The organism is Acidobacteriota bacterium (assembly GCA_016715115.1).
Lineage (GTDB): Bacteria > Acidobacteriota > Blastocatellia > Pyrinomonadales > Pyrinomonadaceae > JAFDVJ01.
In genome coordinates this window covers 360,220-385,188 of record JADKBM010000016.1, presented here as the reverse complement: position 1 = coordinate 385,188, position 24,969 = coordinate 360,220, and the positions used below count along the sequence as shown (strand labels likewise).

The 24,969-nt window shown below is 56.1% G+C and carries 20 protein-coding genes; 9 read left to right on the top strand and 11 right to left on the bottom strand.

What is annotated here, in order from left to right:
• On the top strand, positions 1 to 453 hold the full coding sequence (locus IPN69_19505; GenBank protein MBK8812897.1) for a hypothetical protein: 453 nt from the start codon (positions 1 to 3) through the stop codon (positions 451 to 453).
• Positions 454 to 987: 534 nt separating this feature from the next.
• Here the strand turns inward: IPN69_19505 and IPN69_19500 are convergent.
• The 3 genes from IPN69_19500 to IPN69_19490 all read right to left on the bottom strand — a co-directional run bounded on the left by IPN69_19500 (position 988) and on the right by IPN69_19490 (position 8,923).
• Positions 988 to 4,860: an SBBP repeat-containing protein gene (locus IPN69_19500; GenBank protein MBK8812896.1), complete on the bottom strand. Its 3,873-nt coding sequence runs from the start codon at positions 4,858 to 4,860 to the stop codon at positions 988 to 990.
• Positions 4,861 to 5,021: 161 nt separating this feature from the next.
• Positions 5,022 to 5,675, bottom strand: a complete 654-nt coding sequence (locus IPN69_19495) for a response regulator transcription factor (protein MBK8812895.1) — start codon at positions 5,673 to 5,675, stop codon at positions 5,022 to 5,024.
• A 14-nt stretch (positions 5,676 to 5,689) separates the two neighbouring features.
• The gene (locus IPN69_19490) at positions 5,690 to 8,923 is read right to left on the bottom strand and encodes a hypothetical protein (protein ID MBK8812894.1); all 3,234 of its coding nucleotides are present in this window, start codon (positions 8,921 to 8,923) and stop codon (positions 5,690 to 5,692) included.
• A gap of 82 nt (positions 8,924 to 9,005) precedes the next feature.
• Here IPN69_19490 and IPN69_19485 point away from each other — a divergent pair, with 82 nt between their 5' ends.
• The 6 genes from IPN69_19485 (at position 9,006) to ispG (ending at position 15,576) form a co-directional block, all read left to right on the top strand.
• Positions 9,006 to 9,464 (top strand): tyrosine-protein phosphatase, encoded by a 459-nt coding sequence (locus IPN69_19485; GenBank protein MBK8812893.1) that lies wholly within the window; start codon positions 9,006 to 9,008, stop codon positions 9,462 to 9,464.
• Between the two features lie 138 nt (positions 9,465 to 9,602).
• Positions 9,603 to 10,544, top strand: coding sequence for a polyphosphate kinase 2 (ppk2, locus tag IPN69_19480; protein MBK8812892.1), 942 nt, complete (start codon positions 9,603 to 9,605; stop codon positions 10,542 to 10,544).
• 9 nt (positions 10,545 to 10,553) lie between these two features.
• A complete protein-coding gene (locus tag IPN69_19475; protein ID MBK8812891.1) occupies positions 10,554 to 11,132 on the top strand; it encodes a DUF1572 family protein in 579 nt (192 codons plus the stop codon).
• A 627-nt stretch (positions 11,133 to 11,759) separates the two neighbouring features.
• Positions 11,760 to 12,923 carry a 1-deoxy-D-xylulose-5-phosphate reductoisomerase gene (locus IPN69_19470; GenBank protein MBK8812890.1) on the top strand — a complete coding sequence of 388 codons (1,164 nt, stop codon included), beginning with the start codon at positions 11,760 to 11,762 and terminating at the stop codon, positions 12,921 to 12,923.
• A 106-nt stretch (positions 12,924 to 13,029) separates the two neighbouring features.
• Entirely contained in the window at positions 13,030 to 14,394 is a 1,365-nt protein-coding gene (gene rseP, locus IPN69_19465; protein ID MBK8812889.1) for an RIP metalloprotease RseP, read from the top strand.
• A 72-nt stretch (positions 14,395 to 14,466) separates the two neighbouring features.
• Positions 14,467 to 15,576, top strand: coding sequence for a flavodoxin-dependent (E)-4-hydroxy-3-methylbut-2-enyl-diphosphate synthase (ispG, locus tag IPN69_19460; GenBank protein ID MBK8812888.1), 1,110 nt, complete (start codon positions 14,467 to 14,469; stop codon positions 15,574 to 15,576).
• 567 nt (positions 15,577 to 16,143) lie between these two features.
• Here ispG and IPN69_19455 read toward each other — a convergent pair.
• The 8 genes from IPN69_19455 to IPN69_19420 all read right to left on the bottom strand — a co-directional run bounded on the left by IPN69_19455 (position 16,144) and on the right by IPN69_19420 (position 21,468).
• Complete coding sequence (locus IPN69_19455; protein MBK8812887.1) at positions 16,144 to 16,452, bottom strand: DUF2752 domain-containing protein; 309 nt, start codon at positions 16,450 to 16,452, stop codon at positions 16,144 to 16,146.
• A gap of 6 nt (positions 16,453 to 16,458) precedes the next feature.
• Positions 16,459 to 16,614: a hypothetical protein gene (locus tag IPN69_19450; GenBank protein MBK8812886.1), complete on the bottom strand. Its 156-nt coding sequence runs from the start codon at positions 16,612 to 16,614 to the stop codon at positions 16,459 to 16,461.
• 6 nt (positions 16,615 to 16,620) lie between these two features.
• Positions 16,621 to 17,571 (bottom strand): energy transducer TonB, encoded by a 951-nt coding sequence (locus IPN69_19445; GenBank protein MBK8812885.1) that lies wholly within the window; start codon positions 17,569 to 17,571, stop codon positions 16,621 to 16,623.
• Between the two features lie 11 nt (positions 17,572 to 17,582).
• Positions 17,583 to 18,626 carry a DNA polymerase III subunit delta' gene (locus IPN69_19440; GenBank protein ID MBK8812884.1) on the bottom strand — a complete coding sequence of 348 codons (1,044 nt, stop codon included), beginning with the start codon at positions 18,624 to 18,626 and terminating at the stop codon, positions 17,583 to 17,585.
• Between the two features lie 183 nt (positions 18,627 to 18,809).
• Positions 18,810 to 19,439, bottom strand: a complete 630-nt coding sequence (locus IPN69_19435; GenBank protein ID MBK8812883.1) for a dTMP kinase — start codon at positions 19,437 to 19,439, stop codon at positions 18,810 to 18,812.
• 4 nt (positions 19,440 to 19,443) lie between these two features.
• Positions 19,444 to 19,671: an RNA chaperone Hfq gene (gene hfq, locus IPN69_19430; protein ID MBK8812882.1), complete on the bottom strand. Its 228-nt coding sequence runs from the start codon at positions 19,669 to 19,671 to the stop codon at positions 19,444 to 19,446.
• Positions 19,672 to 19,749: 78 nt separating this feature from the next.
• Complete coding sequence (gene miaA / locus IPN69_19425) at positions 19,750 to 20,676, bottom strand: tRNA (adenosine(37)-N6)-dimethylallyltransferase MiaA (protein MBK8812881.1); 927 nt, start codon at positions 20,674 to 20,676, stop codon at positions 19,750 to 19,752.
• Positions 20,677 to 20,694: 18 nt separating this feature from the next.
• Positions 20,695 to 21,468: a hypothetical protein gene (locus IPN69_19420; protein ID MBK8812880.1), complete on the bottom strand. Its 774-nt coding sequence runs from the start codon at positions 21,466 to 21,468 to the stop codon at positions 20,695 to 20,697.
• Between the two features lie 173 nt (positions 21,469 to 21,641).
• On the opposite strand from IPN69_19420, the gene IPN69_19415 reads away from it, so the two are divergent.
• Together IPN69_19415 and fdhF are read left to right on the top strand one after the other, a co-directional pair.
• On the top strand, positions 21,642 to 21,875 hold the full coding sequence (locus IPN69_19415) for a hypothetical protein (protein MBK8812879.1): 234 nt from the start codon (positions 21,642 to 21,644) through the stop codon (positions 21,873 to 21,875).
• A 7-nt stretch (positions 21,876 to 21,882) separates the two neighbouring features.
• On the top strand, positions 21,883 to 24,567 hold the full coding sequence (gene fdhF, locus IPN69_19410; GenBank protein MBK8812878.1) for a formate dehydrogenase subunit alpha: 2,685 nt from the start codon (positions 21,883 to 21,885) through the stop codon (positions 24,565 to 24,567).
• Positions 24,568 to 24,969 lie beyond the last annotated feature (402 nt).

Below are 24,969 nucleotides of genomic sequence, written 5' to 3'. Positions count from 1 at the left end.
ATGTTTTGGACAAATACGAACAAGAATTCAATCTCAGCATCTTTCATATTCGTAATCATCCTCGGCTTGGTGTTGGGGTGCGGAGGCGGTTCGGGAAAAACCTGCGTTGGAGAGTTGACCTTCGAAGGCAAGACATTTCAGGGGACGGCGAACGAGGCGTCGACCGATTATAAGGGCGAAGACCGGGTCGAAGCCCAAGCCCGGGACAATGCTTGCAGTTCATACTGCATTGAAGGTGACAAAGGCTACGACCGGATGTATCAGGAATTCATCAAAACTCCTGAGGCCAAAAAGATCAATATTGACTTTAATGCAGAAAAAATCCCGCTGAAGGAGAAAAAATGGGCGGCGATGACGAACGAAAAATTGAGCCGATATATTGATCAGTGTCGAAAAGGCTGTTTGAAACAGCATAGCGACGGGACGCAGGTAATTGCTGTGAAATGTCAGTGAAAACCCGAAACGCCGCCTGATGACGAATCGCTGGTTCCGATTGGGCGCGCGAGAAACACGGTAGCTGAACGCCCGACTTCCGAAGCGTGTGGAACACGCGTAACTCTTGTTGTTTCAACAGGTCCGCGTGTTCCACACGCTTGGGAACCCGGTGCGACGGGCCACTTGGGTTCCGCTTCGCTTCACGTGGTGCTATCGCAAGTTCGCGTGCTCCGCACGCTTGAAGAAACAAATTCAGATCCGTAAACCCAAATCACTCATTAGAAGCAATTTCCCGCGAAATACGCGGAATACGCGAAAAACAAGTACAAAAATGCCATTTTTCGCGTTTTTGGTGTGTTTCGCGGGAAAGAAAGTTTCTATTGAGTAATTTGGGCTTAATTCCACAATTCGACCAGTATCGACATCGGCATCGTTCCTGATTCAAAAACGTCTAGAACGGGATCGTTCTTGGATGTCGGATCGCGTTGCAACCTTGCTGACAGGAATTGGAAGTCCCAATCCGAAATCACAAATCCCAATTCCGAATTCCAGCTAATGCGTGGTTTCCGCCGCCAGTTCGAGCGGATGGCGACCGTACCGCATCACTCCGAACTTGACCGCGACGTCGATCGATTCGCCCGGCATCAATGGATCGCCGGGCGTCACCGCGCCGACCGACAGCGTGCTGTTTATTCCGCCGCCGTTCGGCTGCAGCCACTCGGCCGCGAGCGCCAGTCCCTTGATCTCCGATCCTTCGTCCGCGGAACTCAGAAGCCGAAAATCGGGCCGCGACGAGAATCTTCTCTGCGTCAGGGTTCCGACCGTCGGAAAATCGATCGCCCGCAGCCGGAGCGCGACCAACGGCAATCCCGAGTTGTTCGTGATCCGCCGATAGACGGTCAGCGTGCCTTGCGCGCCGTTCGGGACCGGGTTCGGATCGTAGTATTCCGAACCGGCTTCTTCGATAGTGACTTGTCCGGAAGTCATCAACCGCAACGATTCGCTGTGTTCGGGGGCCGGCGCGCCGAGTACGGAAATGACCTTCGCCTCATTTCCCCCGAACGCTCGCGCCTGATTATCGACGATCAGGAAATCGGCAAGATTGTTATCCGAATCCTTCAATCCGGCGGTTGTCAGTCGTCTTACAAAACTCATCTCCGCGTTTTGCGGTGCGATTGCCGGCAACGACTTTCCTTCGGCCCAGACGGACGCGCCGAAGCCGACGGAATCGAGAAGATTCGCTTGATCGAAATTCTGCGGATTCGCGGTCCTGAGCAGCAAAAGCGTCGAATTGTCCGGAATATCAGCCGAGTAGACGTCGTCGCCATTGAGGATCATCTGACCCGTTCCGGTCGGATAATCAAGGACGGAGAATCCGCCGTTCGGATTGTTGTTTGTCAAAAGATAAAACCCGCGCGCCGGGATCGTGATCAAATTGGGGATGACCTTGACCGGCGTCAAAAGACCGTTGTTCTCGCGCGCAAGGGTCATTCCCGCCGAACCGTCCGGCGCGTTGACCGTGATGTCGAACTCGTTCGGATTGAAGAACTTGATGAATTCGTCGTTGGGGCCGAGCCGGCCGCGTTCGCGAAATTCGCTGATCAGCAGGTCACCCGCGGAAAGATCTTCGTCGAGTATATTGACGGTCAGAACGTCGCGGTTCGGATCGATTTCGGCGTTGTTCGTCGGGTTGGCGAGCGTGATCCTGAACATCTCGCGCGGTTCGAGAAGACCGTCGTTGGAGATCGGGACCGTGATCGTTTTCAGCGTTTCGCCGGCGTTGAACGTCAGAATACCGCTCGTTGCGACGTAGTCCTGGCCGGCGGTCGCGTTCACGTCCGAAGTCGAAAAATCGACCGTCACGGGATCGGTGGTCTGAATGTCGCCGACGCGTTTTACCGTCACCGTCGCCGAACCGCCATTTTCGCTCTTGATGAATGATCCGAGTTCGAATCTGAGCGTTCCGCCTGATCCGCCGGTCGGCGAACCGACGGTCGCGACGAATATCAGTTCGCGATTGTTCGCCAGCGACGCGATATTGAAGATCGCCGGGTTCATCGCATAGCCCGCGCGGGTCGCCGAGACGGCGTGCGGTTCGCCGGGAACGGTGTCGAGAAAGCCGAAGCGGCCATCGGGACCGGTAATGACGAAGCCGGAAACCTGGCCGCTGAGGGCGACCATCACGTTCGAAACCGGATTTCCGGTCGAGGCGTCGATGACCTTGCCTCCGATCACGAAGTCGCCGAATTTTGTAACGAAACCGTCGTTGCCGCCGGCGTTGAACGACTGATAGGCTTCATTGTGCGTCGGGAAGGCGGGGCCGCTGACGGAGGTCCGGCCGGTCAGGTAGGCATTTCCGTATGCGTCGATCGCGAGGTCGGTCGCGAGGTCGTCTCCGCCGCCGCCAAGATACGTCGAATAGACGAGCGCCGACGCATTTTGATTGAGTACCGTCAGGACGGCGTCCGACGATCCGTTGTAAACGGTGTCGTAGGCGCCGGCCGTCGTCGGGTAATCGCCGCCGAAGTTGCTTCCCGTCAGATACGCGTTTCCGAAGTTGTCGACCGTGATGGATTCGAGCGATTCGCCCTGCGTGCCTCCGATGTAAGTCGAGTACAGCAGTGTCGTTCCGTCGCCGCTGAGTTTGCACACCGCCGATTCGCTGCTGCCGAGATTTGTCGTGTCGAACGCGCCGGCCGTTGTCGGAAAACCGGGGGCTACAATGCCGGTAACATAGACGTTTCCAGCCGCGTCGATCGCCAAACCGTTCGCGTTATCGATTCCTGCCCCGCCGATGACGGTCGAGAAGACCAGCGCCGAACCCGTTGCGTTCAGCCTGGTTACGAAGAAATCGGTAACGCCGTTGAGAGTCGTGTCGTAGCTCCCCGCCGTTGTCGGAAAGTCCGTCACGTCGTCGGTCGTCGCGCCGCCGACGATGGCTTCCCCGGCCGAATTGACGGCGATCGTGCGGCCGTTGTCGATGGCGCTTCCGCCGAGAAACGTCGAATATATGAGAGCGGAGCCGGTGCCGTTCAGTTTCGTGACGGCGACATCGTCCGAACCGTTCTGGGTGGTGTCGAACGCGCCCGCGGTCGTCGGATAGTCGACGATCGCATCCGATGTGCGGACAACAATGTAAGCGCTCCCGGAAGCGTCGATGGCAAGATCCTGCGCATAATCGATCTGCGACGCTCCGATGTATGTTGAATAGATCAGCGATGCACCGTTCGCACTGAGCTTCGAGACGAAAACATCGGCGCCGCCGTTGAATGAATTGTCGTATCCGCCGGCCGTCACCGGAAAATTCGCACTCGCGGAAGAACCCGCAAGATAGACGTCGCCGGACGGATCGACCGCGATTCCGAGGCCTTCATCGTACGCGCTTCCGCCGAGAAAGGATGAAAAAACAATGCCGGTGCCGCTAGAATTGATCTTGGTCACGAAGACGTCTTCAAGGCCGTTCGCCGAGGTGTCAATTGTTCCGGATGTTGTCGGGTAGCTCGCGGACAAAGTCCGTCCGGTAATATAGGTGTTGCCGTTGGAATCGACCGCGATGTCGTTGCTGAACTCGTTTGCGAACGAGCCGACGAGGGTCGAGAAGGCCGGATTATTGAGCGTCACGGTTGGGTCGATCGTGAGCGGCAGCGAGCGGTCATATTCGCCGATCGAGAAACTTACACGGTCGTTTTCGAGCGCAAATTCGCTTTCGATCTCTTGCCGAAATCCATTGGATTCCTGGAACGTCAGCGGTTTCTTCTGGGTGATCGTACCGGCGGGCGTGTGAATCAGAAGGTTGCCGTCCGTATCGAGTTCGAGTTTGTCGGCGCCTGAGAATTCGATCGCGATCTGCCCGGCATCTGCGCCGGGAGCGACGACAAAGTCGTAACGCGTCGAGCCGTCGTCGAGTCCGTGCCAGATCATCGACACGCCGTCATAAATGTCCTCGTACCGAACCCGTTCGAAATTCGCGATGTCCGTCACCCAGTTTGATTCCGCGCCTTTGAAATAGTTCGTCCGCTGCTCCAGAACTCCTTCGCCCTCGAATTCGGAGGAGCGATTGGAGCCGGCCAACTTCATTCGCAGCGCGAAGGCGGGATTCGATTTCGGACTCGCGATTCGTGCTCCGAGATCATCGTCGGGAAGGATCTCCGGTGTTCCGATCTCGTCCGGACGCATTACGTATACCGCCTCGTCCGCCGTCAGAAACACGTTGGCCCCGCCAGCCCGCGCCAGAAATCTGACGGACGAAGGGAACTGACCGCGATTCTCTTCAAACGCCACCGTGTTGCGAACTGGATTCGGCGTATCGGCGGCCGACGCGGATGCCGGTTCGGAAGCGCCCAAAAGGTGAACCGGAAGTCCGAACACGAAAACTGCAAACAAAGTCGGAAATGCAAGAACGGAACGAAGTGTTAGAAACGGCATACAGAAATCTCCTTGAAAACTGGTTTCGTCGAACAATTCGACGCAGTTTCAAACATATTCGAAAAAAAGTCGGATTAAGCCGCCCGTTCGGGTGGGAGATTCGATTATGGATTTGTGAATTGGATTTCAGACCGAAGTTGTCGAATGCTCACGCTCCAAGCTCAACCGATAAGCCTGTTTTGAAGCGCTTTGGCGACCGCCTCGGATTTGGAGTGGACCTGGAGTTTCTCGTAGATATGCCGCATATGGAACTTGATCGTGTTGTAGCTGACGCCGAGTTCCTCGGCCGCGGTCGTGTAGTTGTGGCCTTCGACGAGGAGTTTGAGAAGCCGTGTCTCGTGCGGCGTCAGGTCGTAATCGACCTTTTCAGGCGGACGGACTTCGCGAAACAGCCGGATGACGCGCGCCGCGACCTCGGGGGACATCGGCGCTCCGCCGGACGCCGCTTCACGGATGTTCTCGATGATCTTCGCCGGTGACGTCCGCTTGAGCAGATATCCGCTCGCGCCCGCGCAGAGAGCGTCGAAGATCCGTTCGTCGTCCTCATAAACGGTGAGCATCAGGACGGTCATATCGGGATACGATTCTTTAAGGATCTTGACGCCTTCGATCCCGCTCATTCCCGGCAGTCCGATATCGGAAAGCAGAACGTCCGGAACGTTTCCCTTGATACGCGGAATCGCTTCCTCCATCGAACGATAACCGCCGCTGCAGGCGAAACCATCGGTGAAATTGATGAGCGTTACGAGTCCTTCGCGGATGTTCCGGATGTCTTCGACGATCGCGGTTCTGATTGTTGACGTTTGGATTTTCATTGGTCGAATCAAATCTAAGGCTTTTTGCCGACGGTTTCGCCACCCGTTTGGGCAGTCGACTCAACCGGTATGCTGAAGGTTACGGATGTGCCTGCTCCGGGCGACGATTCGATATCGATCCGGCCGCGCATTTCGAGTGCCCGCTTGCGCATACTCGGAATTCCGTTTCCGCCGTCGATGTCCGGGCCGGAGGAATCATCGCCGTCATTGATCCTGAACCCGCACCCGTCATCCCGAATAATCACACGCAGGCTTTCATCGACGATGCCGACATCGACCTGGACGCGTTCGGCCGCGGAATGCTTGACGATATTATTGATCGTTTCCTTGAAGATCAGAAAAACCTCGCGCCGGATGTTTGAGTTGACGGTGAAAGCATCGTCGGAATGGGACGAGTTGAAGTTGAGCCCGATGCCTTTCGCCGCCAGAACGTCCGAAGCAAGGCGCCGCATCCGCTGCGTCAGATCGGAAAAATGATCTTTGGTCGGATTGATCGACCAAACGATGTCGCTCATCGTCCCGACCAGCTCATTCGAAACGTTCGTGATCATTTTCAGGGGTTCCGAATCACCGTTTTTCGACTGTGCCTGCGCGACTTCCGAAAGGATCGCGATCTGCGTCAGAGACGCGCCGATGTCGTCGTGAAGGTCGGTCGCGATGCGCGAACGGACCTGTTCCAGTTCCGCCAGACGCTCGTCGCGCGATTTTCTCAGATTTTCTTCCGCCAGCCGCGCGTCTTCAAGCGCTGCGTTGACTTCGCGCAGGCGCGCCAGACGATAGCCGTAAAAGGCCGTCACGAGCAGCGCGATCCCCAAGACGACCAGCGCGATGAACCACCAACGAGCCCAGATCGGCGGGAGGATCCGGAACGATACGACGGCCGGCTTCTCGCTTTGGACGCCTTCAGAACTGATCGCGCGAACCAGGAAGCGGTAGGAACTCGGTGAAAGGTTTGCAAATGTCACGCTGCGCTGCTCGGTTGGCGGGCTCCAATCGGTGTCGGCTCCCTCGAGTTTGTATTGGTAACGAAGCGTCTCGCCAGCCCGAAAATCGAGTCCGAAAAACTCGATCTGCAGGTTGTTTTCCGTATGGACCAGCTCACCGCGTTCGATCTCCGGAGTGCCGAGATTTGAAACCGGTTGTTCAACTCCCGCAACGCGCAGACTTCCGATGAAAACGCCCGGCGGGACGCGGGTATCGTCAAGTTTCGGCGCCAAACGCGAAACACCGCTGCCCGTCGCGAACCATACGTTTCCGTCGCGATCAAGATGCGAATCGACAACGAAGTCGGCGGCGAGGCCGTCATCGACCGAGAAATGCTTGACGTGGCCCGTCTCCGGCGAGACACGATCGACGCCGCTCGCAGTTCCGACATAGATGCGGCCGAATCGATCCTCGGTTATCGTGCGGATGTTGTTGCTCGAAAGTCCGTCTCGGGTCGTGATCGAAGCAAATACCGGTTCCCGGGCGCTGGTGTCGTCAACCCGAATCAGTCCGCTGATCGTCGATCCGATCCAGAGCCGGCCCTTTTGATCGATAAGCAGATCGGATAGCAGCGCCTCGGGCAGTTTTTCTCCCGGCGCGAAAAACTCGAACCGTTCGCCGTCGAATCGCGACAGGCCGCCCTCATAGTAAGTCAGCCAAATGTTCCCGAAACGGTCTTCGGCAAATGCCGACGGCGAACGGCGCGGCGGAAAGCCGTCGGCTTCGGTAAACGTCTGAAACGTGTCGGTTCCTTTCTTCATCCGCGCCAGACCGTGATCGAGATTGTTGATGCCGCGCGTCGAAACCCAGATGTCGCCGCTCGAATCTTCGAAGATCTGAAAAATCCCGTCGGATTTCAGCCCGCTCGATTTGTCATAGATCCTGTCGGGCCGACGGCCATTGAGGTCGGCGAAGTTCTTGACGCCCGAAAACCTGAACAAACTGCCGGTCGAAAGCATCCAGAAATCGCCCCCTGAATCGACAAATGCAAAGCGTGAAGTCCAAATATGGGAAATCTCCTTGGGAATCTGCGGCCGGGCGATCTCGATCCGTGTGCCGTCAAAACGCGCGAAATAGGTGTCGGAGTTCGCGAAATAGACACTCCCGTCCGACCCTTCGCTGATCGCGGCGAAACGCGACGACTGCGCACCGTCAGCCTTGTCGAACGTTATCATCCCGTGCCGGTCGAGCCTCGCGAGGACGGAGTTGCCGCCGATCCATAGATTCCCGGCCGCGTCCTCGCCCATCCGGGCCATATTTTCCGGCAGGCCTTCATCGGCCGAATGGGCGATCATCACGTTGCTCGAGATTTGAAAAAGCCTATCTCCGACGCTGATCCAGACGTCGCCGTCCGAACTTTGAAAAAGCCGCCGCACGAACGATATCTCGGGGGCATCGATCCGCAAAGAGAAGATCTCGCCGCTAATCTTCGGCATTTGAACCGGATCGTTCGCTTTCAACTTGAAAACGGACGTCGGTCGCAATTGTCGGATGGAGATCGGGTCTGCTTCATTGATGAGCTCGATCGGCTCAGGCTTGATGACGAAAGTATCGTTCATCAATGAGATCCAGATCCGACCGCCTTTGTCGATGATCATTTCCACCGATCCGTTGCCGCCGTATACCTGCTGATCGAACGTGTAAACGACCATTCGACCGTCCGGCAGTTTTCTGGCTATTCCCCAAGACGTGAAGAGCCACAAACTGCCGTCATCCGCCTCAAGGACGCGAAATGTGCTGAATGTCGTGTTCGGTTTCTGCGGTATCTTCCAATCGACCGTCTTGAACGTTCGCTTGCCGTCTTCAACCTCGAGTCGCATCAATGTCCCCGAGGCCATCCACAGGGTGCCGTTGCGATCCTCAATAAACGAACCGCGCGAGCCGGACACGTATTCGGCATTCAGGTTCGACGAGCTTTTTCCCGCGAGCGAGTTTTCGTTCGGGTTGAATCGATAGGTTCCGCTTGTCGTCGAGACCCAATAGTCTCCGTTGCGCGCTTCGAATATGCTCTCAACGCCAGGCGACGTCCCTTTTTCTTCGATCTGATAATTGACGAACCGCGAACCGTCAAATCGTGAAAGCCCGTCGCGTGTGCAGAACCACATAAATCCGCGCGAGTCGCGAAAGATCGAATCGACGAAACCGCTCCCGAGACCGTCGACCGAAGTGTACGTTTTGACCGGAAGTCTCTCGGCGAAAACGGACAACGCCGCCATCGCGAGCACGAGGACCAGGACCAGGGGGCTGTATATTTTGGAGTTCATCCGCAAAAAACTGCTTCATTATTATTCCAATCACCGAAAATTAGCAATCGCGGCCCAAATCTGGTAAGTTTCCGAAAATCGGATGGACGACGACCTGCCAAACTTCTCTGAGGTCAACGAAACGCTCTATCGCGGCGGCCAGCCAACGGCCGCAGGCGTCAAGCGGCTCGCCGAACTCGGCGTGCGGACGATCATCAGTTTTCGGGACACGCAAAGTTCGGTTTTGCGCGAACAGGCGCAAGCGGCCGCGCACGGGATCAACTTCATCAATATGCGTTTGAGCAATTGGTTCTCACCGACCGACGACGAGATCCATCGGATCATCGACGTCATACGCGATCCGACGAATCAACCGATCTTCATCCATTGCAAACGCGGAGCCGATCGCACCGGGACCGTGATCGCGGTCTATCGGATGCTGGCCGACGGCTGGACCGATCGCGCCGCCAATCGCGAAGCCAAGAAGCACGGCATTGGTTGGTGGCAGATCTGGATGCGAGATTACATCCGGAGCTATTACCGGCGAAACGTGAAAAAGTAGTTTTCCTTAACAGCGGAGGGGGAAGAATTCATTGCACTTATCTGGCAAATCGGTTTCGAATTGATTGTTTCGGGGATATACTCGAAAAATCGCCAATTTTCGGCGCACTTGAAATCAAAAACGAGAGGGACCATTTTTATGACCGAAGATAAAGAGAACAAGCCGGTGAACGAAGTCCTTGCCGAAGAGATCGCCCCCATTGTCACCAACGGTTTCAACGACGATGAACGCTCGGCCATCCTGACCCTTGAAGATCTGCTTGGCGTCCGCTCGCAACGGGGATTTCTCGCGAAACTGAACGAGCGGGATATCGACACCAAAAAGATCTCGAGTCTGCTCAAATACGAGGAAGACCTTGAAAAACTGCAGATCGAACTCGTCAAATTCCAGCGTTGGGTGCAAGAGAAGAACAAGCGCATCGCGATCGTCTTCGAAGGGCGCGACGCCGCCGGAAAGGGCGGAACGATCCGTCGGTTTACGGAACATCTCAACCCGCGCGCGATGCGCGTCGTCGCCCTCCCGAAGCCGACCGACGAGGAGACGGGGCAATGGTATTTCCAGCGCTACGTCAAACAGCTGCCCAACCGCGGCGAGATCGTTTTTTTCGATCGCAGTTGGTATAACCGTGCGGTCGTCGAACCCGTGATGGGGTTTTGTGGCGATGTGCAGTACGATCAGTTCATTCGCCAGGTGCCGGAGTTTGAGCATATGCTTTACGAAGACGGCATCACGGTCATAAAATTCTGGTTTTCGATTTCGAAAGACGAACAGCAGCGCCGATTCGATTCACGGAAGATCAATCCCTTGAAACAGTGGAAACTGAGCCCGATCGATGCGCTCGCACAGGAAATGTGGGACAAATACACGCATTTCAAGGAATTGATGTTCAGCAAGACCCACACTTCTTTCAGCCCCTGGGTGATCGTTAAAGCAAACAATAAACGGAAGGCGCGCCTTGAAAGCATGCGTTACGTCTTGTCGATGTGCGATTACGACGGCAAGGCAAACTCAAAGATCTCTTTGTTGCCGGACCCGAACACGATTATGCGTTTCCACCGTTCGGCGATAAACCTCGATTAGATCAACGTTATGCGAATCAACGAGAACTATCTCGCCGACGCGATACGGTCTTTTCGCAATTACAAGACACTCGCCGACCGCTCGATCGGACAAGTGTCGGATGAAGAGTTTTTCCGGCAGATCGACGAGGAATCGAATTCGATCGCTTTGATCGTCAAGCATATTGCCGGAAACCAGCGTTCGCGCTGGCGGGCTTTTCTGACTTCGGACGGCGAATCGCCGGACAGGAACCGCGATTCGGAGTTTGAGTTTCAAGGCGAAACGCGGGTTTCGATGACGGAATACTGGGAATCCGGGTGGGCGACGCTTTTCGTAACTCTTGAATCGCTGACGGCGGATGATCTTCAAAAATCGGTGACGATCCGCGGCGAACCGCACACGGTCGTCGAAGCCATCAACCGGCAGTTGACGCATTACGCCTATCACGTCGGCCAGATCGTTTTTCTCGCGAAACATTTCCGCGCCGCTGAATGGAAATCGCTCAGCGTCCCGCGCGGCCGATCAGATTCGTTCAACAAGTTTCACGAAATGAAGACCGAAAGCGACGGCACGAAGGGAATTGAAACAGCTTTCGGCTTTGAGGGTTGACCTGGGAGCGAATTCCGAATTCCAGATTCCGGATTCGTGAGCTTTGAAAAACCCACGGGTTCTTTGTATTCGGGGCCGGGACGAGTCGGTACCATCTGCGGTAGAGGCTGTGTCAAAACTCCGATTTGTCTTCGGTTTTATGAATCGAGATTCAAACTTGATCCCGGCTTTAGCCGCAGTATTGGGCTAAAGCCAAGAAAGTCTTGGGGTTACGCTGCCCACTAGCTGAAGCTAGTGGCAATTAGAAGAAAGCCGCTTGATTTTGATCTATGAACTCAAACTTCTGAAGGTTTCGACACAGCCTCGGTAGCGGATGGTTGAAGATCGGTTGGCATCAATACTTCGGTCCGTGAGTGCCGCAACCAACCATCCGCTACCGCAGATGGTACCGACTCGACGCGATTGCAACGCGATTCGGGATTCCCAGTCTGGAACCCGTGGAATTCTGGAAATCCCAAATCCCAGATCCCAAATCCCAGATCCCAAATCCCAAATATCCCAAATCCCAAATCCAAAATCCAAAATCCCAAATATCCCAAATCCGAAATCCAAAATCCAAAATCCCAAATCCCAAATCCCAAATCCCAAATCCAAAATCAAATTGTGTTAATCTGAGTCCTGTCATTTATGAAAGCGATTTCAATTCTCGGCTCGACCGGATCGATCGGATGTAACACGTTAAGGGTTGTCGAGCATCTCAACGACGGGTTTCGCGTCGTCGCGCTCGGCGCGGGCGGAAACGTTTCGGTGCTTGCCGAGCAGATCGAGCGATTTGACCCGGAAGTGGTCGCCGTTCGTGATCAATCGGCCGCCGACGAACTTAGCAAACTTCTCAAATCAAACAGACCCGAGATTCTGACCGGCGAGGCGGGGCTTGTCGCCGTCGCGACTCACTCTTCGGCCGAGACAGTCGTTTCGGCGACCGTCGGCGCGGTCGGATTCGTCCCGACGCTCCGTGCGATCGAAGCCGGGAAGCGCATCGCGCTCGCGAACAAAGAAACTCTCGTGATGGCCGGCGAACTGATGACCGCCGCGGCGGCGAAATCGGGCGCCGAGCTTTTGCCGGTCGATTCAGAACACAACGCGATCCACCAATGTCTGCGCGGCGAATCGTCGAAAGATGTAAAACGACTCATTCTGACCGCATCGGGCGGACCGTTCCGCACCAAATCGAAATCGGAGATCGAGAACGCGACGCGTGCCGAGGCGCTTGACCATCCGAACTGGAAGATGGGCGAAAAGATCACCATCGATTCCGCGACGCTGATGAACAAGGGCCTCGAAGTCATTGAGGCCAAATGGCTTTTCGGATTCGACGCGGACCGCATTTCGGTCGTCGTGCATCCGCAGTCAGTCATCCATTCGATGGTCGAACTGGTCGATGGATCGATCATCGCGCAACTCGGTGTGACCGATATGAAGCATGCGATCCAATATGCGCTGACGTATCCGGCGCGTTCCGAAAATTGCCTCGAACCGCTTGATTTCCGGCGCGTTTCGCAACTCACCTTCGAAGAACCCGACACGGACCGGTTTCCGTGCCTCGCGCTCGCGTATCGCGCGCTTCGGGCGGGCGGGACGATGCCGGCGGTTCTGAATGCGGCAAACGAGGTCGCGGTCGCCGAATTTCTTGCCGGACGCATCCGTTTGAGCGAGATCCCGGCCATTATCGAATCGGTAATGGATCAGCATTCACCGGTCGCCGCCTCGGATCTTGAAACGATCGTCGAAACCGATGCCTGGGCGCGCGCGCAGGCTCTCGCCGGACTCGAACGCCGCGCAACGGCATAAGCCGGGTTGCCTAACCGCGCCGCCGCGTTTTATTCTTTATCCTTGCAACTTGAATTTAATTTCAAGATTCTAATCGAGACTAGATCAAACAAAGGGTTTACAAAGCATGCCGGATATCTTAGTTGTTACATTAGCGGTCATTTTCGTTCTCGGAGTCGCGATCAATATTCACGAATTCGGGCATTTCATCGTCGCCAAGATCTTGGGGATGAGGGTTGAAGCGTATTCGTTCTTCGGGCTCGGACCGCGCGTCTGGGGTTTCAAACGCGGCCACACCGACTATCGCATTTCAGCGATCCCGCTCGGCGCGTACGTCAAGCTCTACGGTGACGAAGCGACCTCGTCGCTTGAAGGCGGAGCGTCGGACGGCGAGGTGGTTCCGGAAAGCGAACTCTACGAGCTTCGTCCGCGCTGGCAGAAGTTTCTCGTGATGCTCGGCGGCCCGTTTATGAACATCGTGCTCGCATTGGCGATCCCGTTCGGCGCGGCGATGATCTACGGAATTCCGGCAATGCCGGCGCCGGTCGTCGGCGTCGTCAAGGCCAACGGAGCCGCGGAACAGGCCGGGATCAAGCCGGGCGACCGGATCGTCGCGTTCGACGGCATCGAAAGTCCGACGTTCGACCGGATTCGCAAAGATGCGGCGATCTCTCCCGACAAAGAAGTTGCGATCGTCATCGAGCGCGACGGAAAGCGCTTGCCGCTGACGATCAAGCCGTCGCGAACGATGGTCAACGGCAACGGCATCGGTGAACTCGATTTCGATCCGGATATGGGCGCCGAACCGGTGGTCGTCGACCGCGTCGTCGAGAATATGCCGGCGGCTCAGTCGGGATTGCAAAAGGGCGATATGATCACCGCCGTAAACGGAAAACTCGTGCGCAACCGGATGGAGGTCCGAAACGCGATCGTCGAGGCCAAGGACCAGCCGATCGCGATGTCGATCACGCGCAACAACGAACCGAAGGAGATCACGACAACTGCCAAACAGACGCCGGAAGGCGCTTGGCAGATCGGAATCGCGTTCGGCAACTCGGTCGATGCGGTCCGGGATCCGGCGACGATCGGATCGGCCGCAAATTTCGCCGTTACCCAGAACCTCGATATTCTGCGCCTCACCGGACGCGTTTTCGGACAGCTGTTCTCGGGCGAGCGTTCGGTTAGGGACGCCGGGCTTGCCGGACCGGTCGGGATCGTTCAGATCATCGCGCAAGTGGTTCGCGAGGCAGGAATCGCGGGACTTTTCTCGATTCTCGCGGTCATCAGTTTGAACCTCGGCGTGTTCAATTTGCTGCCGATCCCTCTGCTTGACGGCGGCCAGATAATGGTCCTCGGCATCGAGAAAGTGCTGTCCTGGTTCGGCAAGACGATGTCGATGGCGTTCCGCGAGAAGATCCAACTCGCCGGACTCGCGATCATCGTGCTGTTGATGATCTTCACGATGGTTCTGGATATTTCGAGATTCTTCTAAGCTCGGAGTTCCGCCGAGGCGGCGTAGACGAATTCAAACGCGAGGCCGCCTGAAGGCGGAACTCCAAACGTTATGCGAAAATCAAGATCCGTAAATGTTCGCGGCGTCCAGATCGGCGGCGGCGCGCCGGTGTCGGTGCAGTCGATGACCAAGACCGACACCACCGACGTCGATGGAACGATCAGGCAGATCGAAGAGATGAAGGCCGCGGGCTGCGAGATCGTCCGCATCGCCGTTCCCGACAACGATGCGGCGAAAGCGATGTCCGAGATACGCAAGCGGACCGATATGCCGATCGTTGCCGACATTCATTTCCACTACAAACTTGCGCTCATTGCGCTCGATGCCGGAATCGACAAGCTTCGGATCAATCCCGGCAACATCGGATCGATCGATCGCGTCCGCGAGGTCGTGCGCGCGACCGAAGCTCGCAAAATCCCGATCCGCATCGGCGTCAACGGCGGCTCGCTCGAAAAGGACCTGCTGCAGAAATATGGGACGGCGACGCCCGAAGCGATGGTCGAATCCGGAATGCGTCACGTGCGGATCCTTGAAGACCTCGGATTCTCCGACATCGTCATCAGTCTCAAGGCGTCGGATGTCAACCGGATGGTGGCCGCGTATCGGCTGATGTCGGACAAGGTCGATTATCCGCTCCACTTGGGCGTCACAGAAGCCGGAACTCCGTTTGGCGGCACGATCAAATCGGCGATGGGGCTCGGAATTCTGCTTCACGAAGGCATCGGCGACACGATCCGCGTCTCGCTCGCCGCGGAACCGCACGAAGAGGTCCGTGTCGGATGGGAGATTCTCAAATCGCTCGAACTGCGCGAGCGCGGTGTGACGGTCGTCGCGTGTCCGACTTGCGGCAGGCTCGATGTCGATAACTTCGTCGAGATCGTGACTGAGGTCGAACGCCGCCTGGCGCATATCGAAGAGCCCTTGCATTTGTCGATTATGGGCTGCGCCGTCAACGGCCCGGGCGAAGCGCACGATTCCCAGCTCGGGATCACGTTCGGCCGTCAGGTCGGGATGATCTTCAAGAACGGCGTCCCGATGCGCAAGGTCGCGGGCGTCGACATCGTCGAGGAATTCGTCAAGGAAGTCGAGCTTTTGCGCACCGAAGGGCCGAGCGTCCCCGCACTCAACCCGAACATTGTTCGGGAGATAGTTTCAGAGTAACTACGCCCGAAGTTCCTTCTAATGCTCTCCATAGCTGATCGCTCGTGAATTTTTGAATAAACCCGAATTACGCAATGGAAAGTTTGCCCGCGAATTTCCGCGAATCGGCGCGAATAGAATTTTGTCCGAACGCGTCCGAACAAACCGCTTTTCGAAGCTTTGTGTCCCAATTTCATAAAAACGGAGTCTTTCGGCGCGCTCTTAAACCGGATTTCCATTCGCGCCGATTGGCGAGGATTCGCGGGCAAAATCCGCTAATGCGTAATCTGGGATAAATCTAATCTTGAGTCCTAAACCCGGAATCAATTCGGTCTTGGATTTGCGATATCAACTATCCGCTGTCAGTTTTCAGCTATTCCGAAATGTAAATGCTCCGGAATAGCTGAGAGTGGATAACTGAAAGATGAAAGTTGCGATATCCGCGGTCAGTTTTGAGCCGCGAGACTTGAATATCTTGAATTGCGATATCCACTATCCGCAATCAGTTCTCAGCTATTCCGAAAAAAGAAATGCTCCGGAATAACTGAGAGTGGATAACTGAAAGATGCCGCCTGAATCAAAGTCGTTTCAGGGATACAGAACCCGGAACGGCTCAAACGGAAGGTTCCGCAGGACCGTGAAGACGACCGCCAGACCCAGTATTCCGTAAACGCTCGCGACCGGAAAACGTTCCGCGCTCAATCCGCGGCCGCGGACGGCGGCAAGCAGCAGCGAAACAAACAAAAAACCGAGCATTACCGAGTAGATCGGGATCATCGCGTTGAAGTCGAGCGCGGTCAGAATATCTCCGTGAAACAAAGCGTGAAAGCCGCGCGTCAGCCCGCAGCCGGGACAGGCAATGCCGGTCAGCGAAAGAAGGGGGCAGGGAGGAAAGATAGAAGTCTAGCTTGGATCGAACGCCGCGACCAATAACGCGCCGACGCCGATGCCTCCTGCGAAAACGGCCGATATTACCCTTTCCAAAGGTCCGAGAACCGCAGCTTGTGACAAGGATTCATTCATCGTGACCCGCGGGATGTTCGTCCCGCTTCTTTGCATTGTAACTTACTTGACTTCGAACAAACGAAACTCGTTGATCATCAAATGCAAACGACCAACGTACGCGCCGGGTGCAAGTCCGCGTTCGTCAGCCAAAAATCCGCGAAGTCGGGCGATCCAGGTCGGCGGCAGATTTTCCGGCGATTCGTCAACGAACCGGCGCAGCAAACCCGTCGAATAATTCTGCATCGCCGGATTCCGAAAGGCCGTAAGTGCTTGTATGAAGCCTTCCGCCAACTCAAACTGCCGCAAACTCGCGGGGTCGGCGGCAAGTCGCAAACGAATCTTGCCGGCCAGATTCGTCGCGGCGGCATTCAACTCCGGCGATGGAAGGGAAACGGAGGCCCGAATCATCGTCGTGTTATCGGTAGCGGTTCGGGTAGCTCCGACCAAGTTCGGACGCGGCGGTCGCCGGCGTCCAATCTCGATCAACCGCTCCGCGAGTTCAATTTCCTCCGCCCAATCGGACGGGAACGCCTTTCGGATAACGCCTGGATTCGAATCCGGAATCGTGTAAAGATCAAAGGCGACGAGAAACCAGTTTGGCTTGCGAATGATGAACTCGTACGTCAAATAGGCCGCAACTTCAATGCCCGGCGGTAGAAAACGGGAGTTAACCGCGGCTGTTTCGGCCGCCGGGAAGAACTCTTTCGCGCCGGACACGGATTTTGCCGAGGAAACCGTTCCATCTGTCGCGATGATGATGTCGACACGGACTTTGCCGTCAACTCCGGCTTCGCGCGCGTTTTCCGGAAATGTCGGCGTCGGCAAGTAGATCGCCTTCGCCGGGGCGATCTTCCCTTTTATCTCGCCAACGCGGAAAAAGTTTGGATATCGCGGAAAGTTGAACGACTCCCGGATTTGCGGCGCACCGTCCGGTCGGGGCGGATCGATCTTTGGTTGCTGAGCGGCGACGTTCGCACTCAGCAATGCTAAAAAAACAAAAAACTTCAACATAGGTTCACGCGTCAACCCGCCATCCCGAGAAACAATGCATCGCTCGTGATCTTCTTGTTCAGATTCAGAACCGACGCTTCGCGCAGGTCTTCGATCTCCCGGAGCCAGCCGGCAAGCCGCTTGGATTCGAGCGCCCGCGAAAGCACGACGAGATCGGCGCTGATATCAGCGTTGCCGATCGATTCCGGCGTCCGGCCGAGCTTGATCGACCAGACGTCGTGGATCAGAGACTGCAGCGAATCGAGCCGCTCCGCGTAGTCGTCCTTGAACTTTGCGTCGCTGAGCGATTCGGCCAGCTTCAGGAGCGCGAGAAAATCCGGCCGTTCGCGTCCGACGACGCCGCGGATGACGCCCAGCATAAGCTCGCGATGCGACCTGAAACGCTCGAGATCGAACGACATCCCGCGCCCTACGCTGCCGGCCGAAAGCCTCGCGATCAGATCCGCGTCGGAATGCGAAATCTGTCGCCGCGACGTCAGCAGATCGGCGATCTCGGCTGCCGGAACCGGCGCGAAACGCAGGATCTGACAGCGCGACCGAATCGTCGGCAGCAAACTGTCCGGCCGCGACGTGATGACGAAGATATGCGACGTCGGTGGCGGTTCTTCGAGTGTTTTGAGCAACGCGTTCGACGCCGCGTCGTTCATTTTGTCGGCATCGTCGATGATGAAGAAACGGGCCTCGGCTTCGTACGGCCGATAGTTGGCCTCACGTTCGAGCCCTCTGATCGCATCGACGAGAATGTTGTTTCGGCAGGGAATGACGGTTCCGACATCGGTGTGCTCGCTCAAGAAAACGCGTTCGAAATGTTCCTTCTTCGCGTCCGGCGCCGGAAATGTGAATTTGTCGCAGCGGACGCACGCCGGGCATTTGCCGCAACCCTCGCCGTCGATCTTCGCCGCGCAGATGAAAGCCCGCGCGAGTTCGAACGCGAATTCGCGCTTGCCTGTTCCCTCCGGACCGGCGAGCAGCAGCGAACGAGGCACACGCCCGTTGCGGATCATCCGCCGCAAGGTGGCTTTGATTTCGCTGTTTCCGATCAACCGGTCAAACATATTTGCGATTGGAGCGCGACTGGAGCGCAAGCGTCCCCGCTTGCAACGGCGTGAAACGCCGTAAAACCGTTGAATTCCACGCGCTCTTTTCCGCCGGCGCCGTTCGCGCTCCGCGCTCAGTGCAAGCGGGGACGCTTGCGCTCCGGTCGCGGACGCTTGCGCTCCCGTCAGATTACGCGCCAGTCAGCTTAAGAACTCGCCGACAACCTCGACGACCTTGTGGTGCACCTCGTCGATCGAGCCGGAGGCGTCGATGACGACGAATCGTTTCGGCTCGCGCTCGGCGATCTTCAAGTAAGCCTCGCGGACCCTTCCGTAAAATGCGGCGTTCTCGCGGTCCATCCGGTTCTGCTTCGATTCCTCGTCGCTGCGCGAATTCGTGCGGACGATGGCTTTCTCAATCGGAACGTCAAAAAACAAAGTCAGATCGGGCTTCAATCCGTCGGTCGCGAGTTTGATCACTTGCGCGACGATCTTCTCGTCGAATCCGCGACCGGCGCCTTGGTACGCGACGGTCGCGTCCGCATAGCGGTCCGAAATCACGATCTTGCCCTCTTCGAGCGCCGGCTTGATCAGGAAATTGACGTGTTGCGCGCGGTCCGCGGCGAAAAGTAGAAGTTCCGCCATCGGATGTACGTTCTCTTCGGTTTCGAGAAACGACTCACGCAGGCGCCTTCCGAGCGGCGTTCCGCCGGGCTGAAGCGTCGTCAGCACGTTCAGGCCGCGCATCCTGAGGTCGCCCGCAAGCAACCGCAATTGCGTCGACTTGCCGCTTCCGTCGATCCCTTCGAATGTGATGAATTTTCCGCGCAAAACGTTAATCCGCGTCCGGTCGACGGCGTTCGGGTGAAATGGTCGAGATCGCGTGTTTGAAGATCAGAAACTCTTGCCCGCCGGCGTCGAGCAATACCGAGAACTTGTCAAAACTCTTGATCCGGCCGGCGAGCGTCGCGCCGCTGAGAAGATGGATCTGTACCGCGACTTTGTCGCGCCGCGCGGAGTTCAAAAAAGCATCCTGGATATTCTGAGCGGTTGATCTTTCCATAACCTTTTTCTAACTTTGAGTTGAATAAAACGAACAGGTTGGATTATAGCAGATTTGCTTTTGCAGACAAGGGAATTTTCAGAGAGCGCCGAGGAGTTCGTCAAGTATTCGCGGCTCGTCCCCGAATCCTTCGAGCCAAATGACTCCGGATTCCTTGCGAAACCAGGTTAACTGCCGTTTCGCATAATTGCGCACGTCCTGTTGCGTTTTCTCGATCGCGCTCGCGAGGTCGCGCTCGCCGCGCAGATACTCGCACACACGCCGGTATCCGTGCGCGCCGAGAGCGTTCGTGTCATCCGGGACGCCGCTCGCCCTGAGCCGTTCGACCTCGTCGACAAGGCCCCGATCAAAGTGGATCAGAGCACGGGCGTTGATCTTCGCATAGAGTTCTTCGCGCGGCGGGCTGAGGACGAAGGTCCGTATGCGTGCCGCGAATTCCGGTGGTTCGGCGCGATTCGGTTGCGCTTCCGAGATCTTTGTGCCGGTCTGATAGAACACCTCAAGCGCCCTCGTGACGCGAACATAATCCCGCGGGAAGAGTTTCGCGGCGGAGACCGGATCGATCTCCGTCAGCAACTTATGCAGATGCTCAGGACCCTTTTCGTACTTGATGGCGAGGAGTCGCCGGCGAATCGCGGGATCGGTCTTCGGACTTTCGAACAACGGTTCGAGCAAGGTTCGGAGATAAAATCCGGTCCCGCCGACGAGGATCGGAACAGCGCCGCGAGCTTCGATCTCGGCTATCTTTTGGGCGGCGTCGTGCGCCCAGTCGGCGGAGGTGTAATTGACCGTCGGCGGGACATAGTCGATCAGATGATGCGGCACGCCGCGCTTTTCTTCTTCGGTCGGCTTCGCGGTCGCGATCTCGATCCCGCGATATATCTGCACCGAGTCGCAGTTGACCACTTCGCCGTTGCCCAGCCGGAGTGCGAGCGCGACGCCGAGTTCCGTCTTGCCCGACGCGGTCGGTCCGGCGATCGAGAAGATTGTCTTCGGTTCACTCACGAATATGATTTTCCGCCTTCAACGTGAAAACGCAAAGCGCAGAGCCAAAAACGCGAGGGTCGCCGCAAGCAAAATGAGTGCTCCGACTGTTTGTGAACGTGTCAGTTGCATTTCGAGATTGTACCAAATTCCAAACATTCCAGATTCCAAGCATTCCAGGTTCCAAAGATTCCAGATTCCAGGTTCCAGGTTCCAAAGATTCCAGATTCCAAAGATTCCAGATTCCAGATTCCAGGTTCCAAAGATTCCAGATTCCGAACATTCCAAACATTCCATATTCCAGGTTCCAGGTTCAAGATTCAGAATCCCGGGAATCCCTGGAATCCCTGGAATTCTTGGAATCCTTGGAATTCTTGGAATCCTTGGAATTCTTGGAATCCTTGGAATCCCCGGAATCCTTGGAATTCTTGGAATCCTTGGAATTCTTGGAATCTTTGGAATTCTTGGAATCCTTGGAATTCTTGGAATCCCCGGAATCCTTGGAATTCTTGGAATCCTTGGAATCCTTGGAATTCTTGGAATCCTTGGAATTCTTGGAATCCTTGGAATTCTTGGAATTCTTGGAATCCTTGGAATTCTTGGAATCCTTGGAATCCTTGGAATCCTTGGAATTCTTGGAATCCTTGGAATCCTTGGAATTCTTGGAATTCTTGGAATTCTTGGAATTCTTGGAATCCTTGGAATCCTTGGAATCCTTGGAATCCTTGGAATCCTTGGAATCCTTGGAATTCTTGGAATTCTTGGAATTCTTGGAATCCCTGGAATCCCCAAATCGCAAATCGCAAATCGCAAATCTCCAATCCTTTGTGTAAGTTTCCGCAGTCTTCGCGGGAAAATACGCGATAAACAGATCCGGATGTTGCGCATTCGTTGGATTTCAAACAGGCATACGCCTTGCTTTGTATGAGGTCAACCGAGCGCAATCTCAGGTGGATTGCCGAAACGCTGATGCCCGGAGGACGAGAATGGTTAGATTGAGGGAGTTTTTGGATGCTGACCGTCAGAATCAGTTCAATCCTTCTGTTTTCAAGACCGACGAAAACAAGAACAGGGTGTATTGCGGGATGTGCGGCGGAATTTTCTTTGTCGATGACAAGCTTTTCGAGGCGATCATAAAGGTCATCCGGGAAACCACCGAAAGCCCGTTCCTGTGCACAGGCTGCCAACAGGAATACGACACGTTGGCGCATCGCTACTAAAACCAAAATGCCTAACGTAACGATCAACGGAAAGCCGTATCAATTCGAAAAGAAAATGTCGATCCTGAAAGCTCTTCAGTCGGTCGGCATCGACGTTCCGACGCTGTGTCACGACGAACGTCTCGCTGATGTCGGCGCCTGCCGATTGTGTCTGGTCCGCGTCGCGGGATCGAATCATCCGATAGTGTCCTGCGAAAACGACATTCTCGACGGGCTCGAGATCGAAACGCATACGCCGGAGATCGAGGAATCGCGCGAGATGAACCTCAAGATGCTTGCGCGACGCTATCCGCTTTCGGCGTTTCAGAAGTATCCGGACAAGCCGTTTCATCGCCTCGCGCGGCAATACGGACTGACCGACAAGGATTTCGCGGCGGACGTCAACGGACATCTGATCGACGATTCGCATCCGTACATCCACGTCGATATGGCGCGATGCGTCGACTGCTATCGCTGCGTCCGCATCTGCGACGAGGTTCAGGGGCAGTACGTCTGGCAGGTTTTCGATCGCGGGCGGAAAACGCGCATCACGCCGAATTCGGGAACGACTTTGCGCGATAGTTCTTGCGTCAGTTGCGGCGCGTGCGTCGATACCTGTCCGACCGGCGCGCTCGAGGACAAATCGATCCTTGAAAGAGGCGTTCCGACCGATTGGACCAAGTCGGTCTGCCCTTATTGCGGAACGGGTTGCGAGATAAGCGTCGGGCGTCGCGAACAACGGATCGTTCAGATCAAACCGGTAAACGAATCACCGGTCAACCACGGTCATCTCTGCGTCAAGGGGGCGTACGCGTTCGACTTTGTTCACGCCGACGACCGCGTCACCGAGCCGATGATCCGCGAAAAGGGCGGGAACTGGCGAACCGTCAGCTGGGACGAGGCGATCGGTTTCGCGGCGCGCAAAATGAAGGAGATCGTCGAACGCGCCGGACCGGACGCGGCGGCGGTTCTCGGATCGGCGCGCGCGACCAACGAAGACAACTATCTCGCGCAAAAGTTCGCTCGCGTTTGTCTTGAAACGAACAATGTCGACAACTGCGCTCGCGTCTGCCACACGCCTTCGGCCGCGGCTTTGAAGATGATGCTCGGCGCCGGCGCCGCGACGAATTCGTTCCGCGACATTGAGTTGGCGCGGACGATCCTGATCTGCGGTGCGAATCCGACTGAGAACCATCCGATCCTCGGCTCGCGGATCAAACAGGCGGTGCGCCACAACGGCGCGAACCTGATCGTCATCGATCCGCGCAAGATCGAATTGACGCGCTTCGCCAAGATACATCTGCAGCTTCGTCCGGGAACCAACATCGCGATGCTCAACGCGTTCGCGAACGTGATCATCGAAGAAGGGCTGGTCGACGAAGAATTCATCAGAACGCGTGTCACCGATTATGAGAAATTTGCCGATTTCGTTCGCGAGTACACGCCCGAGCGTGTCTCGGAGATCTGCGATGTTCCGGCCGATCTGATCCGCCGCGCAGCGCGAATGTACGGCGGCGTCAAACCCGCGATGTGCGTCCACGGGCTCGGCACGACCGAGCACACGCAGGGAACCGAAGGCGTGATGGGACTCGTGAACCTCGCGCTGCTGACGGGAAATCTCGGCAAACGGGGCACCGGCGTCAATCCTCTGCGCGGCCAGAACAACGTTCAGGGCGCGGCGCATATGGGTTGCGACCCCGGAATTCTGACCGGTTCGATCGCCGTCGAAGAAGGGCGCGCGCATTTCGAAAGCGTTTGGAAAACGACGATTCCATCGAGCAAGGGCTTGAGCCAGCTGCAAATGATGGACGCGGCGCGGGCCGAGAAACTGAAAGCGCTTTGGGTCATCGGCTACGACGTTTTCCTCAGCAACGCAAACGCCTCCGAGACATTCGCGGCGTTTGACAAGCTGGAACTCGTTATCGTTCAGGATATGTTTATGAACGAAACGGCGCGGGAGTTCGGCACGGTGTTTTTCCCGGCGGCGTCGAGTTTTGAAAAGGACGGCACGTTTATGAACGGCGAACGCCGCGTCTCGCGCGTTCGAAAGGTCATCGAGCCGATCGGGAATTCGCGCAGCGATTGGGAGATCATTTGCGATGTCGCGCGTGCATACGGCAAGGGCGAGCAATTCGAGTTTTCGTCGGCCGAAGAGATCTGGAACGAGATCCGCGCCGTTTGGCCCGGCAGTTACGGAATCACATACGACCGCATCGATTCGCACGGATTGCAGTGGAATTGTCCGGACACCGATCATCCCGGAACCGAGGTTCTGCATACGGACTCGTTTGTCAACGGTGTTCAAACCTCGCTCCGGCGGTTGAAGTACATTCCGACGAAAGAGGTCGTCAGCGAAGAATTCCCGCTGCTTCTGAGCACGGGCAGAACGCTCTATCAATTCAACGCCGGAACGATGACCTTGCGGACGAAGAACAGGATTCTGCGGCCTTCGGATCTGCTGTATGTGTCACCAAAAGACGCCGCCGAACTCGGGGTCGAAGACGCCGAAGTAGTGAAGCTCGAAAGCCGTTACGGTGTGGCCGAGTTACCGGTCAAGATCAACCCGACGGTGCGCGACGGAGAACTTTTCGCGACCTTTCACAATCCCGAGATCTTCCTGAATCGCATCACGACCCCGCTCCGCGACCGGTTCGTTCACACGCCGGAATACAAGGTGACGGCGGTCAGGATCTTGAAGATTTCGGATTTATGATTTCGGATTTGGGATTTGAATGGTGAAACGGGAACTGGGAACTGGGAACTGGGAACTGAGAACTGGGAACTGGGACCTGAGAACTGGGAACTGGGAACTGGGAACTGGGAACTGAGAACTGGGAACTGGGAACTGAGAACTGGGAACGGAGAACTGAGAACTGAGAACTGGGAACTGGGAACTGAGAACTTTGATTTTTGAACTTTGATTTTGGAATCTGGAATTTGGAATCTGGAATTTGGAATCTGGAATTTGGAATCTGGAATTTGGAATCTGGAATTTGGAATCTGGAATTTGGATCTCGGAATCTTGGATCTTGGAATCTTGGAATCTGGAATCTGGAATTTATGGAATCCCAAATCCCAAATCCAAAATCCCAAATCCAAAATCCCAAATCCCCTG

Excerpts from the sequence above, each read along its gene's own strand:
- IPN69_19505 (MBK8812897.1), top strand. The coding sequence starts at position 1 with ATGTTTTGGACAAATACGAACAAGAATTCAATCTCAGCATCTTTCATA.
- IPN69_19500 (MBK8812896.1), bottom strand. The coding sequence starts at position 4,860 with ATGCCGTTTCTAACACTTCGTTCCGTTCTTGCATTTCCGACTTTGTTT.
- IPN69_19495 (MBK8812895.1), bottom strand. The coding sequence starts at position 5,675 with ATGAAAATCCAAACGTCAACAATCAGAACCGCGATCGTCGAAGACATC.
- IPN69_19490 (MBK8812894.1), bottom strand. The coding sequence starts at position 8,923 with ATGAACTCCAAAATATACAGCCCCCTGGTCCTGGTCCTCGTGCTCGCG.
- IPN69_19485 (MBK8812893.1), top strand. The coding sequence starts at position 9,006 with ATGGACGACGACCTGCCAAACTTCTCTGAGGTCAACGAAACGCTCTAT.
- ppk2 (MBK8812892.1), top strand. The coding sequence starts at position 9,603 with ATGACCGAAGATAAAGAGAACAAGCCGGTGAACGAAGTCCTTGCCGAA.
- IPN69_19475 (MBK8812891.1), top strand. The coding sequence starts at position 10,554 with ATGCGAATCAACGAGAACTATCTCGCCGACGCGATACGGTCTTTTCGC.
- IPN69_19470 (MBK8812890.1), top strand. The coding sequence starts at position 11,760 with ATGAAAGCGATTTCAATTCTCGGCTCGACCGGATCGATCGGATGTAAC.
- rseP (MBK8812889.1), top strand. The coding sequence starts at position 13,030 with ATGCCGGATATCTTAGTTGTTACATTAGCGGTCATTTTCGTTCTCGGA.
- ispG (MBK8812888.1), top strand. The coding sequence starts at position 14,467 with ATGCGAAAATCAAGATCCGTAAATGTTCGCGGCGTCCAGATCGGCGGC.
- IPN69_19450 (MBK8812886.1), bottom strand. The coding sequence starts at position 16,614 with ATGCAAAGAAGCGGGACGAACATCCCGCGGGTCACGATGAATGAATCC.
- IPN69_19445 (MBK8812885.1), bottom strand. The coding sequence starts at position 17,571 with ATGTTGAAGTTTTTTGTTTTTTTAGCATTGCTGAGTGCGAACGTCGCC.
- IPN69_19440 (MBK8812884.1), bottom strand. The coding sequence starts at position 18,626 with ATGTTTGACCGGTTGATCGGAAACAGCGAAATCAAAGCCACCTTGCGG.
- hfq (MBK8812882.1), bottom strand. The coding sequence starts at position 19,671 with ATGGAAAGATCAACCGCTCAGAATATCCAGGATGCTTTTTTGAACTCC.
- IPN69_19415 (MBK8812879.1), top strand. The coding sequence starts at position 21,642 with ATGGTTAGATTGAGGGAGTTTTTGGATGCTGACCGTCAGAATCAGTTC.
- fdhF (MBK8812878.1), top strand. The coding sequence starts at position 21,883 with ATGCCTAACGTAACGATCAACGGAAAGCCGTATCAATTCGAAAAGAAA.